This window comes from Rhodococcus sp. UYP9 (genome assembly GCF_040547235.1).
Taxonomy (GTDB): domain Bacteria; phylum Actinomycetota; class Actinomycetes; order Mycobacteriales; family Mycobacteriaceae; genus Rhodococcoides.
On record NZ_JBEPPH010000001.1, the window covers coordinates 262,449 to 280,174 of the forward strand.

At 61.6% G+C, this 17,726-nt stretch carries 16 protein-coding genes, 4 tRNA genes and 1 riboswitch; of the genes, 11 read left to right on the plus strand and 9 right to left on the minus strand.

Features of this window, described 5'->3' with window-relative positions:
* Positions 1–11 precede the first annotated feature (11 nt).
* Positions 12–635, plus strand: a complete 624-nt coding sequence (locus ABIB36_RS01340) for an alpha-ketoglutarate-dependent dioxygenase AlkB (RefSeq protein ID WP_354558941.1) — start codon at positions 12–14, stop codon at positions 633–635.
* Here the strand turns inward: ABIB36_RS01340 and ABIB36_RS01345 are convergent.
* Positions 601–1,728 (minus strand): 3-deoxy-7-phosphoheptulonate synthase, encoded by a 1,128-nt coding sequence (locus ABIB36_RS01345; protein ID WP_354558942.1) that lies wholly within the window; start codon positions 1,726–1,728, stop codon positions 601–603. The two genes, ABIB36_RS01340 and ABIB36_RS01345, sit on opposite strands and share 35 nt — an antisense overlap.
* A gap of 203 nt (positions 1,729–1,931) precedes the next feature.
* Positions 1,932–2,176, plus strand: a riboswitch (cobalamin riboswitch).
* 125 nt (positions 2,177–2,301) lie between these two features.
* On the opposite strand from ABIB36_RS01345, the gene metE reads away from it, so the two are divergent.
* The 5 genes from metE (at position 2,302) to ABIB36_RS01370 (ending at position 7,534) form a co-directional block, all read left to right on the plus strand.
* Complete coding sequence (gene metE, locus ABIB36_RS01350; RefSeq protein WP_354559283.1) at positions 2,302–4,557, plus strand: 5-methyltetrahydropteroyltriglutamate--homocysteine S-methyltransferase; 2,256 nt, start codon at positions 2,302–2,304, stop codon at positions 4,555–4,557.
* 121 nt (positions 4,558–4,678) lie between these two features.
* Positions 4,679–5,116, plus strand: coding sequence for a MarR family winged helix-turn-helix transcriptional regulator (locus tag ABIB36_RS01355; RefSeq protein ID WP_354558943.1), 438 nt, complete (start codon positions 4,679–4,681; stop codon positions 5,114–5,116).
* 2 nt (positions 5,117–5,118) lie between these two features.
* Entirely contained in the window at positions 5,119–5,541 is a 423-nt protein-coding gene (locus ABIB36_RS01360; RefSeq protein WP_143542185.1) for an organic hydroperoxide resistance protein, read from the plus strand.
* A 9-nt stretch (positions 5,542–5,550) separates the two neighbouring features.
* Positions 5,551–6,546 (plus strand): NADP-dependent oxidoreductase, encoded by a 996-nt coding sequence (locus ABIB36_RS01365; RefSeq protein WP_084347524.1) that lies wholly within the window; start codon positions 5,551–5,553, stop codon positions 6,544–6,546.
* A gap of 82 nt (positions 6,547–6,628) precedes the next feature.
* Positions 6,629–7,534, plus strand: coding sequence for a pseudouridine synthase (locus tag ABIB36_RS01370; protein WP_354558944.1), 906 nt, complete (start codon positions 6,629–6,631; stop codon positions 7,532–7,534).
* Here ABIB36_RS01370 and ABIB36_RS01375 read toward each other — a convergent pair.
* Positions 7,521–8,534 carry a hypothetical protein gene (locus ABIB36_RS01375; protein ID WP_354559284.1) on the minus strand — a complete coding sequence of 338 codons (1,014 nt, stop codon included), beginning with the start codon at positions 8,532–8,534 and terminating at the stop codon, positions 7,521–7,523. The genes ABIB36_RS01370 and ABIB36_RS01375 overlap by 14 nt on opposite strands.
* 196 nt (positions 8,535–8,730) lie before the next feature.
* On the opposite strand from ABIB36_RS01375, the gene ABIB36_RS01380 reads away from it, so the two are divergent.
* Together ABIB36_RS01380 and ABIB36_RS01385 are read left to right on the plus strand one after the other, a co-directional pair.
* Entirely contained in the window at positions 8,731–9,312 is a 582-nt protein-coding gene (locus ABIB36_RS01380) for a helix-turn-helix domain-containing protein (protein WP_354558945.1), read from the plus strand.
* 102 nt (positions 9,313–9,414) lie between these two features.
* Complete coding sequence (locus ABIB36_RS01385) at positions 9,415–9,702, plus strand: ANTAR domain-containing protein (RefSeq protein WP_256895695.1); 288 nt, start codon at positions 9,415–9,417, stop codon at positions 9,700–9,702.
* 28 nt (positions 9,703–9,730) lie between these two features.
* Here ABIB36_RS01385 and ABIB36_RS01390 read toward each other — a convergent pair whose 3' ends face one another.
* The 7 genes from ABIB36_RS01390 to ABIB36_RS01420 all read right to left on the minus strand — a co-directional run bounded on the left by ABIB36_RS01390 (position 9,731) and on the right by ABIB36_RS01420 (position 14,693).
* A complete protein-coding gene (locus ABIB36_RS01390; RefSeq protein WP_084347518.1) occupies positions 9,731–10,291 on the minus strand; it encodes a DUF6584 family protein in 561 nt (186 codons plus the stop codon).
* A 57-nt stretch (positions 10,292–10,348) separates the two neighbouring features.
* Positions 10,349–11,800 carry an MFS transporter gene (locus ABIB36_RS01395; RefSeq protein ID WP_179142339.1) on the minus strand — a complete coding sequence of 484 codons (1,452 nt, stop codon included), beginning with the start codon at positions 11,798–11,800 and terminating at the stop codon, positions 10,349–10,351.
* Between the two features lie 344 nt (positions 11,801–12,144).
* Positions 12,145–12,221 (minus strand) — tRNA-Phe (locus tag ABIB36_RS01400).
* Positions 12,222–12,302: 81 nt separating this feature from the next.
* Positions 12,303–12,376 (minus strand) — tRNA-Asp (locus tag ABIB36_RS01405).
* Positions 12,377–12,492: 116 nt separating this feature from the next.
* Positions 12,493–12,565, minus strand: a tRNA-Glu gene (locus tag ABIB36_RS01410).
* Between the two features lie 127 nt (positions 12,566–12,692).
* A complete protein-coding gene (locus tag ABIB36_RS01415; protein WP_084347516.1) occupies positions 12,693–13,361 on the minus strand; it encodes a TetR family transcriptional regulator in 669 nt (222 codons plus the stop codon).
* Positions 13,362–13,676: 315 nt separating this feature from the next.
* Complete coding sequence (locus ABIB36_RS01420) at positions 13,677–14,693, minus strand: magnesium transporter CorA family protein (protein ID WP_354558946.1); 1,017 nt, start codon at positions 14,691–14,693, stop codon at positions 13,677–13,679.
* A 319-nt stretch (positions 14,694–15,012) separates the two neighbouring features.
* Here ABIB36_RS01420 and ABIB36_RS01425 point away from each other — a divergent pair, with 319 nt between their 5' ends.
* From ABIB36_RS01425 to ABIB36_RS01435, 3 genes are all read left to right on the plus strand, one after another.
* Positions 15,013–16,266: a lipase family protein gene (locus ABIB36_RS01425; protein WP_354558947.1), complete on the plus strand. Its 1,254-nt coding sequence runs from the start codon at positions 15,013–15,015 to the stop codon at positions 16,264–16,266.
* A gap of 65 nt (positions 16,267–16,331) precedes the next feature.
* Positions 16,332–16,404, plus strand: a tRNA-Lys gene (locus ABIB36_RS01430).
* Positions 16,405–16,688: 284 nt separating this feature from the next.
* Positions 16,689–17,645: an acyl-ACP desaturase gene (locus tag ABIB36_RS01435; RefSeq protein WP_084347099.1), complete on the plus strand. Its 957-nt coding sequence runs from the start codon at positions 16,689–16,691 to the stop codon at positions 17,643–17,645.
* The last annotated feature ends 81 nt before the right edge of the window (positions 17,646–17,726 follow it).

Here is a 17,726-nt window from a genome sequence, read left to right on the forward strand (position 1 = left end):
CGATAGCGACCATGAGCGTGGAACTGCAGGGGTCGCTGTTCACCGACGGTGACGAGGACTTCGGTCCACTCGGATCCACGGTTACGCGACGCACTCTCACGAACGGCGCATGGATCGATGTACGCCCCGGATGGGCGAGCACCATGGACTTGTTCGATCGACTCGTCACCGACGTCGACTGGCGAGCCGAGCGCCGCCAGATGTACGACCGCGTGGTCGACGTGCCGCGCTTGGTGCGCTTCTACTCCGAACACGAGAGCTGGCCCGAGGCACGGTTGCTCGAGGCCAAGTCGACACTCGATGCGCACTATCGGGCCGAACTGGGCGAGCCCTTCGCCACTGCCGGATTGTGTTATTACCGGGACGGATCCGACAGCGTCGCCTGGCACGGAGACAACCTCGGCCGCAGCGCCACCGAGGACACGATGGTTGCCATCGTGTCACTCGGTGCCACCCGACAACTGATGTTGCGGCCGCGTGGCGGCGGCGCATCGTTGAAGTTCACACTCGGCCACGGCGATCTGATCGTCATGGGCGGTTCGTGCCAACGCACGTGGGAGCACGCCGTACCCAAGAGCACACGTGCCACCGGCCCTCGCGTCAGCGTGCAGTTCCGCCCGCGCGGCGTTCGCTGACCGCGGCCGCGAGTGCGTCGAGTTGTGCCGCAGTGGTGTCCCAATCCAGGCATGCGTCGGTGATCGACTGACCGTAGGTCAATTCGTTCGCATGGCCGAGAGTCAGATCCTGCCGTCCAGCTTCGATGAAGCTCTCCAACATGAGACCGACGATCCCCTGCTCGCCTGCTGCTAGCCGTGCCGACACGTCCGTCACGACATCGACCTGCTTGTTGTGGTCTTTTCGGCTGTTGCCGTGGCTCGCGTCGATCACCACTCGCTCGGGAAGATTCGACTTCCGGAGTCGCGCGATGGTGTCGGCGACAGTCTCCGCGTCGTAGTTCGGACCGTCGGTGCCGCCGCGAAGGATCACATGACAGTCGGGATTCCCGACGGTTCTGATCAACGCGGAATGACCGTCGAGATCAGTTCCGGGGAAGACATGACTCGACGCCGCCGCCCGCGTTCCGTCGACCGCGACCTGAACATCCCCCTCGGTCGAGTTCTTGATTCCGACGGGCATCGACAACGCGCTGCACAGTTGACGGTGCACCTGGCTGGCTGCGGTTCGTGCGCCGATGGCACCGTAGCTGACCAGGTCCGCAATGTACTGAGGGGTGATGGGGTCGAGGAATTCACATCCGACCGGAAGGCCGAGACTCGAGATGTCGACGAGCAGCTGGCGGCCCACACGGAGGCCTTCGTTGATGTCGAAACTGCCGTCGAGATGCGGGTCGTTGATCAGGCCCTTCCAGCCGAGAGTGGTCCGCGGCTTTTCGAAGTACACGCGCATGACGATGTGCAGGCGGTCGTCGAGTTCGGCGGCCTTCGTGGCCAATCTCCGGGCGTAGTCCATCGCCGCGGTGGTGTCGTGCACCGAGCACGGTCCGACGACGACGATCAGCCGGTCGTCACGTCCGTCGAGGATGTCGACGACGCCGTCGCGACCGCGTCGTACCACGGCTGCCACTGCATCGTCTGCCGCATGCTCACGCCGAACGGTCCGCGGCGACAGAAGCGGACTGATACTGATCGTCCGTCGATCGTCCAGAGCAGAATCGTGCAGAGCTGGGTCGATGGTGTTGATGTCGGTGGTGTTGGTGTCGATGGTCATGGAAAAAGATCCTGTTCCCAGACCGACTCGTTCACGGTGAATCCACGCGCACTTCGAGCCGGTCCGATTCCGGCTCGTGGGGTGGGGTGTCAGCGCATGGTGTCGCTGGCTGACCCACCCGGGGCCGGCCTGCTAAACCAAAGATACGTGCGCGTCATGATGCCGAGAGTAGCAGCCCTTTCTCCGGAGGCTGCCGAGCGCCTATGCTCATGCATGCAGTCGGTTCGCCCGCGGCCAAGAGGAGCCCCGAAGTCCGCAACGGCGACGCAAGAGGGAACCCGGTGAGAATCCGGGATTGTCCCGCAGCGGTATGCAGGAACGACCGCCGTCTATCAAGCACTGGAGAAGCCTCTCTGGGAAGCGACGGCCACTAGGAGCTTTTCTCGAGCTTTACTCGAAGAATCGCGCGCCTGCGAGTCCGAATACCTGCCTTCTGTGCTGCGCACGCCGTGCGTAGCGGTTCACCGCCCCGTGGAGTGGGCGAGTAGACCTGAAGTCTCGTCTTGGGCTCAGGCGTACTCGCGCGCACGGTGGTGTTCCACCCATCACGCCATGTATCTGGAGACACACGAAGTGACATTCGAATTCACCGCGACGGTTCTCGGTTCACCCCGAATCGGCCCGAAGCGCGAACTGAAGAAGGCTGTCGAGTCCTACTGGGCCGCAAAGATCGATGCCGCCGCGCTCGGCGCTGTCGCCAAGCACCTACGCGAGAACGACTGGCTTTCGCTGAAGGCCGCGGGGCTCGACTCCGTACCGATCAACACGTTCTCGTACTACGACCAGGTGCTCGACACCGCGGTCCTCCTCGGCGCCCTGCCCGAACGGGTAAGCGACATCGAGGACGATCTCGACCGGTATTTCGCCGCCGCGCGTGGTAACGACACCGTGCAGCCCCTGGAAATGACCAAGTGGTTCGACACCAACTATCACTACCTCGTGCCCGAGATCTCCCCGAGCACAACATTCACGCTCCACCCCGAGAAGATTCTCAGCGAACTGAACGAGGCTCGCGCACTGGACATTCCGGCCCGTCCGGTGATCGTCGGTCCGGTCACATTCTTGCTCCTCTCGAAATCTGTCGGCGGTGATGCTCCGCTGCTGGACCGTCTCGACGAAATCCTCCCGCTGTACGCGGATCTGTTGACACAGCTGTCCGACGCAGGTGCCGAATGGGTGCAGATCGACGAGCCTGCTCTCGTGGCGGATCGAACCGAAGCCGAACTCGCCGCCGCCGGACGCGCCTACGACTACCTCAGCGCCGTCGAGGGGAGGCCGGCGATACTGCTGGCGTCGTACTTCGGGTACCTCGGTGACGCGTTGCCCGTACTCGCCTCGACCGGTATCGAGGGATTGTCGGTCGATCTCACGGCCCCGGGAACCGTCGAGCAGGTCGCTGCGGTACCCGCTCTGGCGAGCAAGCTTCTCGTGGCAGGAATCGTCGACGGCCGCAATGTCTGGCGGACCGATCTGGACCGAGCTCTGGCCACGCTGGCGAGCCTGTTGGGCAGCGCCGGTGCGCTCGCCGTGTCGAGTTCCTGCTCGCTACTTCATGTTCCGTACACGCTCGACGCCGAGACGCAGATCGTGGATCCACTGCGGTCGTGGCTGGCGTTCGGCGCAGAAAAGGTCGAGGAGGTGACCGTGCTCGCGCGTGCACTTCGAGAGGGAACCGACTCTGTTGCAACCGAACTCGCTGCGGCACGCGTCGCTGCGGAATCCCGTCGCACCGACCCCCGAGTGCACGACAATGCGGTTCGCACGCGACTAGAGGGTGGTGTGGGAGTCGATCGCAGCCCCGCTGCCGACCGTCGGGTGGCCCAAGCTGCTCGACTCGACCTCCCGTCGCTTCCCACTACGACCATCGGTTCGTACCCGCAGACAACCCAGATCCGTATCGCCAGGGCCGAATTGCGCAAGGGCGAGATCGACGACGCCGAGTACGTGCGTCGCATGCAAGCGGAGATCGCCGATGTCATTGCACTGCAGGAGAAGTTGGGCCTCGATGTTCTCGTACACGGCGAGCCGGAGCGCAACGACATGGTGCAATACTTCGCGGAACATTTGCACGGCTTCGCGGCCACAGCCAATGGTTGGGTTCAGTCCTACGGTTCGCGTTGCGTGCGTCCGCCCATCCTGTTCGGTGATGTGAGCCGGGCGGGCGCGATGACCGTCGACTGGATCGCCTTTGCCCAGTCACTGACGGACAAGCCGGTCAAGGGCATGCTGACCGGCCCTGTGACGATCCTCGCGTGGTCGTTCGTTCGCGACGATCAACCGCTGGCCGACACCGCAGATCAGGTCGCACTGGCCATCCGCGACGAAACCGTCGACCTGCAATCGGCGGGGATTGCGATCGTCCAGGTGGACGAACCCGCACTACGCGAACTGCTCCCGTTGCGCGCAAAGGACAAGAATGCCTACCTGGACTGGGCTGTACGAGCATTCAAGCTGTCGACGTCAGGGGTAGCGGATTCCACGCAGATCCATACGCACCTGTGCTACTCGGAGTTCGGCGAGGTGATCGATGCGATCGTCGCACTCGATGCCGATGTGACGTCGATCGAGGCTGCTCGCTCCCACATGGAAGTCCTCGACGATCTCAACGACGTCGGATTCGATCTCGGCGTAGGTCCAGGGGTGTACGACATCCATTCACCGCGGGTTCCGAGCGTCGAGGAGATCACCGCCTCCTTGCAGGCCGCATTGAAGGCCGTTCCGGCAGGGCGCCTGTGGGTCAATCCGGATTGCGGGCTCAAGACCAGAGGTAACGCCGAGGTCGAAGCCTCGCTGCGCAATCTAGTAGAGGCCGCTGCTCTGGCTCGGTAGTTTCGAACCCTGACTGCACACTGTCTGGCTCGATCGGCGGAATCCCGTCGAAACGGCGAGATAGTGTGCAGTCAGCCCAGATAGGTTGCGAACAACTTAAACGTGCGCTACCTTTGTGCACGTGACCAACGAACTCGCACTCGATCGCCAGGTGTGCTTTGCGTTGTACTCGGCATCGCGAGCGACCACTGCCGCCTATCGCCCGATCCTCGACAAACTCGGGATCACCTACCCGCAGTACCTCGTGCTCCTTTTGCTGTGGGAAAAGGACGGGCGCGGCGTCCGTGACATCTGCACCGCACTCGATCTCGAAACCGGGACATTGTCCCCGCTGCTCAAACGGCTCGAAGGCCTCGGTTTCATCGAACGTCGGCGTCTCACGTCCGACGAGCGACGAGTCGAGATCCACCTGACGGAAGCGGGCAGTGCGCTGCGCAGCGAGGCCGCCGGCATACCGATGCAGCTCGCCGCGCAGACGGGCATGAGCGTCGAAGAACTCACCAACCTCAAGAACGTGCTGGCCGCACTGGCCGAAGCACTCCACCAAGAAAAGGGATGACTGTGGCTACCATCTACACCGCCGAAGCACTGGCAACCGGAGAAGGTCGCAACGGCCGCGCTCGCAGCTCGGACGGTCGCCTCGACCTCGAACTTGCGATCCCCGAGGCCATGGGCGGCAACGGCCAGGGCACCAACCCCGAGCAACTGTTCGCTGCAGGTTACGCAGCCTGCTTCCACTCCGCCCTGCAGATGGTCGCCCGTGCGAACAAGGCAGATGTGACGGACTCCGCTGTTGGCGCCCAGGTCGGCATCGGTCCCAACGATGCAGGCGGATTCCAGCTCGAGGTGACGCTCGAGGTGACGCTACCGAATCTCCCCCACGACGAGGCCCAGGCACTAGCCGACAAAGCCCACCTGGTCTGCCCATATTCCAACGCGACCCGCGGTAACATCGATGTGACCGTCACGGTCACCGAAGACTAGGAGTCCCCCTTGCGCGCCAAGGAAATCCATCTCGCTTCACGTCCACACGGTGAGCCGACGCCGGAGAACTTCCGCACCGTCGAGACCGACCTTCCCGAACTTCAGGATGGTCAGATACTCGTTCGCAATATCGTCATGTCCGTCGACCCCTACATGCGCGGCCGGATGAACGACGTCAAGTCGTACGTTCCGCCGTTCCAGGTCGACGCGCCGCTCGACGGCGGCGCCGTGGGCGAGGTAGTCGAAACCCGCAGTGACGCTTTTGCAGTCGGCGACACCGTGCTGCACGGGAAGGGATGGCGGGACACCGCTGTCCTCGACGGCAGATCGGCCATGAAAGTCGACCTCGACAAGGGCTCCCCTTCGGCCTATCTGGGAGCTCTCGGCCTGACCGGGCTGACCGCCTATGTCGGGCTCACCGCGGTGGCACAGTTCAAGCCCGGCGACGTGGTGTTCGTCTCGGGTGCTGCGGGTGCCGTCGGTTCGCTGGTCGGCCAGATCGCCAAGGCAATGGGTGCGTCTCGCGTCATCGGTAGCGCAGGGTCCAAGGCCAAGGTTGCTCGGCTACTCGAGCTGGGCTTCGATGCAGCATTCGACTACCACGACGGTTCGGTGACCAAGCAACTCGCCGAGGCCGCTCCGGACGGAATCGATGTGTATTTCGACAACGTCGGCGGCGACCACCTCGAAGCTGCCATTTGGTCGATGAACAAGAACGGCCGAATTGCACTGTGCGGAGCAATCTCTCAGTACAATTCGACCGAAGCCAGCCCTGCGCCTCGGAACTTGGCGCTGGCCATCGGCAAGGAACTGATGCTGAAGGGCTTCATCGCCGGCTCCTACCAGCATCTCGCCGGTGAGTTCAGCGAGAAGATGGCGACATGGCTTGCCGACAACGTCATCGAGTGGGACGAAACCGTTGTCGAGGGTATCGACAACGCGCCGCAGGCGTTCATCGGACTGCTCCGCGGCGAGAACACCGGAAAGATGGTCGTCTCCATCTAGCCTGCCAGTGGACTGACTCTGGCGTCGCGTCTTCGTAACAGTCCTCGTGTTGCACCGACAGATCCGACGTTAGAGTTGGTCCATGGCCCGCGCACCGCTTCCCCTGCGCGACGGCCTCGGTCCTACTCGGATTCGAATGCCCGATACCGAGACCTTTCCCACCGTCATGGACTATCTTGTCGATCGTTTTCCACACGATGAGAGACGTCTGCGAGAAAAAATCGCTGCACGGGAAGTGGTGGATGCTGCAGGAGTGCCCATCGAACCGAGCTCACGGCTCGTTCCGCGCAGCGATATCTATCTCTATCGCGATCCACCGCTCGAACCCGTCGTGCCGTTCCCGATCGACATCCTCCACCGCGACCGTGACCTACTGGTCATCGACAAGCCACACTTTCTGGCGACGATGCCACGCGGGGCGTATATCGCCAGGTCCGCGCTCGTTCTACTGCGCCGAGAATTGGGTCTACTCGACCTGAGCCCCGCCCATCGCCTCGACCGCCTGACCGCGGGCGTGCTGATCTTCACCGTCCGCCCCGAAGTTCGCCGTGCATATCAGGAATTGTTCGCGCAGCGCGCCGTGACGAAGGTCTATCACGCGGTGGCACGATTCGATCCGGAGCTCGAGCTTCCGCTGACGCTGCGTAGTCGAATGATCAAGGTACGCGGCGTACTTCGCGCCGAAGAAGTCCCCGGTGAACCGAATGCCGAAACGCATGTCGAGCTCACCGACCACGACCGCCGTCATGGCCTCTACACTTTGCGACCCACCACCGGACGCACACATCAACTGCGCCTTCACATGAACTCGCTGGGGCTGCCGATTCTGGGTGACAACTTCTACCCCGACTTCTACGACGTCGCCGGTGACGACTATTCGCATCCGCTGCAGCTCCTGGCTCGATCGATCGAGTTCCAAGATCCGTTCACCGAGACGATTCGAACTTTCGTCAGTACTCGCACACTCGAACTCCCTAGCGGGGCATAGAGAGAACATCGCCGTGTGCGGCATTCTCCTCGGCGATCTCCGCCGTCCGGACGTTGATGCGATGTGAAAACACAGCCAGCGCCACCAATCCGATCGCGACGCTGGCCAGCGCACCGAATCCCTCCTGGGCAAAATCGACCAACGCGTTCAGCAGCGTGAAGATCAAAGCCGCGATGCGAAGCATGTGCAGTGGCCACAATTTTCCTCCACGGAGCCTGATCGCCGACGGCAATGCAAGCGAAAAGGTCAGCACGGAGGACACGAACAGAATTCCGCTCGCTACCCCCATGCCCTCGACCTCGATGTTCATGTCACGGGTATCGAGATGGAGATTCCCGAGAACCAACTCGACGATCCCGAAGACCACACCCAGGAACGATACGAGGGTCATGCCCCACGCAAAAACGGACACCCATCGAGGGCTCTTGAAGAACTTCGGGATCAGCCGAGGTGCGAACTGCTGGGCGTCGTACAGTCGTGCCGATCCGGTCCTACAGTTCTCGAGAAGAAGTCGGAGCCCGGCGATGGTCGCGGCGTCCTCGCCCTCCGCCTCCGCCCGGTCGACCATCCGCAGAGCCCAAGCGCGCCGGTGATCCGGCAGTCCGTGTGCGATGCCATGCGCGGCTATCAGAGCCGCATTGGCCAACGTCTCCTGATGCGAAGGCCGTCGAATGTCGCGCACGATTCGATTACCCACGAGGACGACGACGACGAGCACGTACATGATTTCCGAGGACGGGCCATAGAAGTAGTCGTTGTCCTTCGTGACGAATTTGCCGACCTCGTCGAGGAACAAGCCGAACCCGATTCCGCCGAGCAGGACGGCAAGTGCGCGAACCGCGAACCCGATGAACATCCACCCGATCAACAGGGCGAACATCATCAGCGCGCCGCCATACAGCGCATGTGCGATGTGAAGGGTCTTACCGCCGACCTGCGGGTAGTTGGTCAACTCCAGATACAGGCGGGTGAGCAGAATCGTCGCGATGGCGATGATCATGAAAGCCTCGGCCGTCGTCGAACCGTAGGCGTCCCGCACGACACGCGAGCGGCGTAGAGGTACTTGCTGCGACGTAACGTCGGTGGTCACATCCACAGTATGTAGGTCGAGAGCACACTCGATCACTACTTCGGCGATCGACTCACCCTGTGCGCCACCGTTTGACAAATCCGTTTGCTGAAACTGCAATAGGTGCATGGCCAGCCCCGAAGAGGACATCGACGACGTCATCGCAGCTGTGGGTCCCCGTCTGAAACGACTACGCGGCGAATGTGGCACCACACTTGCCGCACTCGCCGAGACGACGGGGATCTCACTCAGCACACTTTCCCGACTCGAATCCGGTGACCGAAAACCGAGCCTGGAGCTACTCCTTCCGATCGCCCGGGCACACCAGATTCCCCTGGATGAACTCGTCACTGCGCCGCCCGTCGAGGATCCGCGGGTGCGCTCGGCGTCGATTCGACGCGAGCATGTGACGATTCACCCGCTCACCCGACGCCCCGGTGGGATGCAGGCATACAAGCTCGTGGTCGATCCCGTTCGCGCCGAGCCTGATCCTCGCGTTCACGAGGGTTACGAATGGCTCTACGTTCTCAACGGCAGATTGAGATTGGTACTCGGCGAACACGACATCGTCATGAAGCCGGGCGAGGCCGCGGAATTCGATACGCGCGTGCCACATTGGTTCGGTGCGGTCGACGATCGCCCAGTGGAAATACTCAGTCTTTTCGGTCCCCAGGGTGAACGTATCCACATTCGAGCCAGCCCGTCGTAGAAGACTTGGAGCTGGTCCGTGTACCCGTCGACTGGATGTGGGAGAGTGAGCGGTCTGCTGAATGGGCAGCAGGAACCGAAACAAACCAATAAGGAACCGTTCATGATCGATAGAAGTCCCGACACAATGACGTCTCGGGGACCGGCTTCACGCACCGATGTCGACATCGCGACGGGTGTCCTCGTCGGCGTTCGCGGCGGAAGTGTCGCGCGGGCAGTGGAGGATTTGTTCGCCACCGCCCGAGACAATCGCGTCAGCCTGTTCGAACTGTCCCGCACCGTGATCACCATCGCCGAGGGCAGGGACGGCGGTGAACCGGAAACGCGTCGGGTCGCCCTGGCCCGATGGGGAACTGCTCTCGCCACCCAGGACGAACTGATCGGAAGCTAGCAACTGCTGCGACGGCGTGAAGAAGCGGTCAGCCGAACACGATGGCGAGAACCACCGAAGCCGACGTCGCAGCAATTGCCAAGATGATCAACGACGCCACAACTCGCTGCCGAACCGGACGACTTCGGTCGCTGTAGGCGCCGCTCGGACCGGGCAGGTCGTCGTCGAGAAAGTCGTCGGAATCGACGCCCACCTCGTCGAAGTAGACCGTGTCGCGAGGTGGAACCCACTGTTGGCCGTTCGCGCGGATAGCCGAGGACAATCGTTCGAGTCGAGCCTGCGCCGGGGCCGGGTAGTACTCGGACGGTGCGTTTATCGGTAGACCTCGTGCCAACGAGATCGGCGACCGATAGCGCGCTTCCAGCGCTGCGAACGCAGCGGATGCGGTGGGATCGCCGTCTGCTTTCGAGGTCAGGAACCACGCGGCACCCGCTGCTGCACGTTCGCCCATCAGCAGATGGGTGTACGCCAGTAGTTCCAGAATCGGCTGGGACGCCGGGGACGTACGAAGTGCCGCATACAGTCGGTCCCGAGCGTGTGCATTGTCCCCGCGCGCAAGGTCGCGCTGGGCTTCCTCGATCACATCCACAGGCCTAGCCTAGCGAGTTCGAGCCGGCGGGCACATGACAGACGTGCTCGACATCATTCAGGCCTCGGCGTAGACCGTGCCTGGCCGCAGCATCAGTGCGAGAGCGATGGTAGCCGCGGTGCCGACGAGGATCACCACAACGACCATGTTCAATCCACCGACCGTAGGTGCGATGCTCCCCGCGATGGCGGACGATGCCAGGATTGCCGTCGCGATCGATGCGCCGATCCCCTGCCCGGCAGTGCGAACGACCGCATTCAAACCGGTTGCTTCGCTGGTGTTTTCGACCGGAACCGACTCGACCACGAGGTTCGGGAGCGCAGTGTAGGCGAACGATGTCGCGATGGACACGGTGACGACCATTGCGAACATCCCGAGCTTGGCGTCGTTGAATGCGTAGAGCAGCACCGCCGACACCGCATACATCAGTCCACCGATGAGCAGCGAAACGCGAGAACCCACCGTTCGCGAGAGACGCCCGCTCAGCGGAGTGAAAGAGAAGCCAAGCAACGCGCCCGCAAGTGTCAGGGCCCCGGCCGCACTGGGTGACATGCCGAGACCGAACGAGCCACTGGACGGCGACTGCAGAACGATGGGGACGATCAAGTTGCTGATCCCAAAAGGACCGACCGCGAGGGTCAGCGTCGCGAGCATCGTCAACGCGAGTTTGCGATCGGTAAGCAGACGCACGTTCGCGATCGGATCGGTCACTCGAAGCTCCCACAGCACCCACAGCACGAGAATGACCACACCGCCGACAAGCAGGCCGAGGGTTTTCCCATCGGTCCAACCCCATGAACTGCCCTTGGTGATACCCAGCAGGATTCCCGCGATGGCGGGTGCGAATGCGATGGTGCCGATCCAGTCGAGCTTCTGGGTGGTCCCGACGGGGGGAAGCCACGGAAGCACGAACGCCACGAGCAGCAGCATGCACGTCGCATAGACAGCCGCGACGATGAAGATCATGTGCCAGCTCGCGTAGTCGATCATCATGCCGGCCAGAAAGGCCGATCCAGCGCCGGCAGCCACGGCGGTACCCGAGATGACCGCGATCGCAACCGGGACCTTCACGTTGGGCAGATGCGCACGTGCCAGTCCGATGCACAGCGGGAGAATCGCACCCGCAACGCCTTGGATGGCGCGGCCACCGATGATCGCGCCCACACTGTCGCCGATGGCGCTGAACAACGAGCCGAACGTAGCGATAGCCAGGACGATGATCAGAACCCGCTCACGCCCGTACATGTCACCGAGACGTCCACACACCGCGGCGGAGGCAGCGGCGACCAAGAGGAATGCGGTCACTGCCCAGCCGACCGTCGCGGCGTCACTGTCGAAGTCTCTGATGATGGTCGGGATTGCAGCGAACACCATCGAAGTTTCGAATGCGCTGATGACCTCGATCAAACTGAGAACGAGGATGATCACCGCAGCCGAACGCTTTCTCGTGTAACGAGCGGCCTGCGGCGCAACCTTCTCAGGAGCTGCTGGACCTGGAATCGTCGTCATCGACGTTCCCCACGTGCGAATAGTGACACCGAAGTGGTCGTGCACGGGCGGTTTCGATCCTCGAACTCGAATCGAGTTGACTTGTCGTGCAGCATTTTTGGTCCTTGACTCCTCAGAAGGCGGCACATTCCCGCTCGGTAGAGCCAAAAAGTAACAGTGGCTGAGAGCACAATGCGTATCAAGTCTCACTGGGTGAAAGTTCGGAGATTTCGGCGCCGGATTTCCGATCTCGCTCGCCGCTCGACAAGCGCGAGCCTCCACCTGACGATTGCACAGGCCGCAACCGTGGATAGAACCAAAAAAGCCCCACTCGGATGAACCGAATGAGGCTGGTACTGAAACTGTGGTGGCCAGGGCCGGGATCGAACCGGCGACCTTCCGCTTTTCAGGCGGACGCTCGTACCAACTGAGCTACCTGGCCGGGCGGCACCGGTGACAATGCCTTGTACTGATCTGTGCAAATACGTACTGATCGTGTAATTCGGTGACAACACCGAACTTGCGACCCTGACGGGACTCGAACCCGCGACCTCCGCCGTGACAGGGCGGCGCGCTAACCAACTGCGCTACAGGGCCTTGCGTCGAACTCAACTAGCGCAAACTTTAGCAGGTGATCAACCCGCTTCGAACCGCGCCAGCCTGCAAGAGACTGCTGTACTGCACACCGGATTGTCAATTCCGGCGATCGAACGTACCCCCTACGGGATTCGAACCCGCGCTACCGCCTTGAAAGGGCGGCGTCCTAGGCCGCTAGACGAAGGGGGCCCGCCGAACTACTCGAACTTGCAGCAACTCGGACTACGAGCTTCCACAATCTCGAACTGCTCTGACGTTACCCTCAACGGCATTCCGTTGGGAGCTTGGATAGCTTAGGGCACTTCTTCCGAAAAACTCAAACCGGCAGGTCAGAGGCACTATCTGTAGCCACCAGCTCCAGGGGTGGCCATCCGACACGGTGCCAGGTGTCCAACCACTGAGGTGTTGCCATCGCATAAAGGAGCACTTCGAGGGATTCCTGGAACAGCGCACGCAGCTCGGTGCTGTCCGACACGAGATCAGCCATGAATCGCTGACCCGCCAGTGACGCGCTCAGCACCCTGGTGAATTTGTCCGGGCCGAACTCCGGCTTCAAGTCGCCCATCTCCTGGGCCTTGCGTGCCAATTCGTGTCCGGCCAGTCCCCAAGCTCGGCCACTCCCGGATTTGACCTCGCTGTAGAACTCCGGTTCGACGATCAGCCGAAACTCGGCTCGAACTATGACGTCGGTCTGAAATCCGAGCGCGATGTCGTCGATGATGCCGCGAATGACTTCGAAGGGATGCAGCGTCGAGCCCTGCCACTTCTCGGTGATTGCGGTGTACCTCTCCAGCGCAGCCACGAGCACTGCCCGGGCCAGATCTTCCTTCGATTGGAAGTGGAAGTACATCGCGCCCTTGGTGGCATTGGAGCCCTCGAGGATCGCATTGACGGACGCAGCCGCGTATCCACGTCGGGCGAACTCCGTCGCCGCAGCCTCGACGATCGCCGCTCTGGTCCTGCGTGCGCGCTCTTGTTGTGCCATTACTTCTCGTGCCTCCGAAAAAAAGCGCTCTGCATATCAGCAGTCCATACCGCTGATCGAGCGTACGTCACCATGTCCTCGACAAAGCTGTTCGTTGCCCCAGAAATACCTGAGAAACCCAGAAAACAGACAAATCGACGACGAGAAACAAACAATCCGAGTGGTACGCTTCACCCGGCTCGAGTGCGCTGCAGGGGGTGCGCACTCGAGCCACTAGTTCACGCAGGGCAGGGTGCGCTCACCGCGTAGCGCATACTTTACAAATAATACCCCACTGTAAGGCCCCGAACCGGTCAGTCGACTTGCCGTCGGCCATCAGAGCCAATCGCGGCGTTTGAAACTCCACCACAATCCTGTCGCCAGTCCGATCAGCAGCACAGTACTCAGCCAGAAGCCGAGGGCGCGGCCGTAACCAGGAAACGGAATGTTCTGACCGAAGTATCCGGTCACCCCGGTAGGTATGGCGATGATCGCCGCCCACGCCGTGAGCTTCTTCATGACCTCGTTCAACGAATTACCCTGCATTGCAAGACCTGTCGACAAAATGATCTCGATCGCCTCACGAAGGCCGTCGACCCTCTCCGTCAGCCGAAGCGAATGGTCGTACAAGTCCTGGTAATAGGGAGTGACTTCATTGTCGATTGGATGTCGGTTCGGCCTGAGCAAGCCTGCGCATACCTCGGCCATGGGCAGAACCACCCTCGAAGCCGCGACTACCGACCGGCGAAGTACGAAGTTGCGCAACTGAATATCGCGAACCAGCAACCCATCGTCGATCAGTGCTTCCTCGATCGACTGCACATCCTCGTCCAGCGAATCCACGACGGCGAAGTACCCGTCCATGACGGCGTCGAGAAACGACCACACCAGGTACCCCACCCCGTGAGCGATCATCGCAGACTCGTCGTCCCAGGCGTCGAGAATAGAATCCAGGGCAAACGCCTCGTTCGAACGAATCGTGATGAGGGCATTGCCCGTGACGAACATTCCGATCTCGGTTTCCTGAATCGAATCCTCGACATCGAGCCGAAGTGACCGCGTATGAACGAGAGAGTGGTCACCGAATCGAACGAACCGTGGCCGCCGTCCGTGAGACAACGCCCCCTCCAGCGCCAGCGGATGGAGTTCGCGACCGCCGAGAATCTCAGCGACCCGAGACAGGTCGGCAGTCGTCGGTGCCAAGAGGTCGAACCACAGAACAGCGTCAGGGTCCGTGCTCCACTCCCGCAGTTCTTCCTCGTTCGGATTCGTTACTTCCAAGGCGCCGTGCCGATAGATACGACCACGCGTGGCGCAGCCGATCGCACGGTGATCTTCGGTACTACGAATCACATTCGACTCCCTCTATCTACCCGGCATCTGTCAGTGACTCCATGATGCACCGGTGATCACGCGCGGGCTTTCATCTGGTTCGAGTCCCAACATGATTCACCGCTGAAGGCTTTCGGTTCAACGCTTTTCGGTGACGACTCTCCATGCAACGACTTTGGTGGACATCTTCGAAGAGTTACCCACCCGCATTCCGGTCTCGAAAAGAATCGGATAACAATCCGAACTCGACCCGGCGCCGCTCACTCGCGAGGCCGAAATGCGACCTAGTGTGATCCAGGACACATAACGTCGGTCGTGGATGACGAATTCAGGTGACAGCATGGTTGTCAAAGAACTCTTGTACCGTTGCGCAAGAATAGTTCTCACAGCCACACTGATCGCTGCGTGTCCCTGGCCGGTCAGCGCCGACCCCGTGACGGACTTCATCACACCGAAGCAAGATCCCGCATCTGCCGCGGCCACTCCGCTCTCGGACCCATGGTTCGACGCGCCTGCCGGATACGAGAATTCGAGCCCTGGAACCATCCTCGGCACCCGTCCGGTAGACGTCGGCCCACTGATCACACCGGTGACCTCCACCCAGATCCTCTTTCGATCCACCGATTCCAAGGACCGACCCGTCGCGGCAGCCACCACCGTCATCGTGCCCACCGCCCCGTGGACCGGCAAGGGTAGTCGACCTGTCGTCGCCTACAACATGGCAATAGATTCACTGGGCAACACGTGCGCACCGTCATGGACACTCCCTCGAGGTATTGCACCAGAAATCGTTGCAGTGCAACTCTTCCTAGCCAAGAACTATGCGGTGGTGGTCACCGACCACCAAGGTCCCCGGCAGGCATATGCCGCAGGACGGATGGCCGGACACTCAGTCCTCGATGCCTTGCGAGCAATGGTCGCTCTACCGCAGTTGGGGCTCGACAAGGAATCTCCGATCGCTGTAACCGGCTATTCCGGGGGTGCAATCGCATCCGGCTGGGCCGCGCAACTCGCACCGTCCTACGCCCCGGAAGTGAACATCGTCGGTACCGCGTTCGGCGGTGCGCCGATCGACTACCGCATCCTGCTCGGATCCATGAACGGAACCAACGCAGCATCGACCTTGTTTCTCTCCGCAGCACTCGGCGTCGCCCGCGAATATCCGGAAATGTTCCAACTCATGAACGCGAACGGACTTCGGCTCGCGCAGATAGCGAAGGACATGTGTGTCTATCTACTCGCTCCAGGCGGGCTGGTGGCACCGATACCCGTCCAAGCACTCTCGGACATACCGAACGTGGATCGCACTCCGATCGCGGAGGAGATCATCGCTCAGACGCGGATGGGTGGTGACCTCGCGCCGTCGGCCCCGGTATTCATTTACCAAGGGCAGCAAGAATTCTGGATCCCCAGGCAGGGCGCCGAGACCCTGTACGAAGAATGGTGCGCCCACGGATCCGACGTCCGGTTGGAGGAATATCTCGGCGAACACATGACAGTCGCGGTGTCGGGCTTGCCTGGTTCCCACGCGTGGATCGACGAGCGGCTCGCCGGAATCCCCGCACCCAAAGGTTGCAGCAGCTTCGGCAAATAGCTGCTCGGCACTCTTTGGGGGTACCTGCCTGCCGGCTGGGAACACCCATTACACTTTCGATCCGCGCCCCTATAGCTCAGTTGGTAGAGCTACGGACTTTTAATCCGCAGGTCGTAGGTTCGAGTCCTACTGGGGGCACCGAAGATGTCCACGCGGTGGCGGACGCCGCCCACCGCGTGTTCGGTCCCGGACGCCCGCTTCTCCACCACCGGCGGCCCGCAGCATCCGAATTCATCGAAAGTACACTTGGTAACAGTTCGGCTACGGGGAACGAACTGTCAATGGGGAATGAACTGCTACGGGGGCAACAACGCCTTGGTTCCCGGCCGACTACTGTGCGCCACGCAACTGGAGAGCGTTCACAGCGAAGTTACGGTGCCGTAGGCTAGGTCCGGATATCGGCAATGTATGGAGGCAATGTAATGGCGAGGGATCTGACACAGCTGGAGCTGCTACACGAGCTGGTTCCTGTTGCGGAAGACAACGTGAACCGCCACATGTCGATGGCGAAGGAGTGGCACCCGCACGATTACGTGCCGTGGGACGAAGGCCGCAACTTCGCCGCACTCGGTGGGGTGGACTACGAACCGGAGCAGAGCACACTCTCCGAAGTAGCGCGAGCAGCGATGATCACCAACCTGCTCACCGAGGACAATCTGCCCTCGTACCACCGCGAGATCGCCGAAAACTTTTCGCAGGACGGCGCCTGGGGCACCTGGGTGGGACGGTGGACCGCCGAGGAGAACCGGCACGGCATCGTCATGCGTGACTACCTGGTGGTCACCCGCGGTGTCGATCCGGTCGCGCTCGAACAGGCCCGGATGATTCACATGACCAACGGTTTCGCCTCACCGGCGGGCGCACAGACCGGACTGTTGCATTCGGTCTCGTACGTCACCTTCCAGGAACTCGCCACGCGCGTCTCGCATCGCAACACCGGCAAGGTGTGCGACGACCCGATCGCCGACCGGATGCTCCAGCGCATCGCCGCGGATGAGAACCTGCACATGATGTTCTACCGCAACGTCACCGCTGCCGCTCTCGACATCGCGCCGGATCAGACGTTGGAAGCGATTTCGCATATCGTGATGAACTTCCAGATGCCCGGTGCCGGGATGCCGAACTTCCGCCGTAACGGTGTGTTGATGGCCAAGCACGGTATCTACGATCTGCGTCAGCACCTCGAGGACGTGGTGTGGCCGGTGCTGCGGAAGTGGCAGATCTTCGAACGTGAGGACTTCACCGGCGTCGGGGAATCCAAGCGTGAAGAGCTGGCCGTGTTCCTCGAAGACCTCGAGCGTCAGGCCACCAAGTTCGAGGAAATGCGTGATCGTTCCCTCGCACGCGAAGCCGCCAAAGCAGAGGCTCGCGCCTCCTGAACTGAGATTCCGTGTGCCCGGTACCGGTATCGGTGCCGGGCACACGGCATTTCTCCCGTCCACAGATTCAAGAGGCTTCTC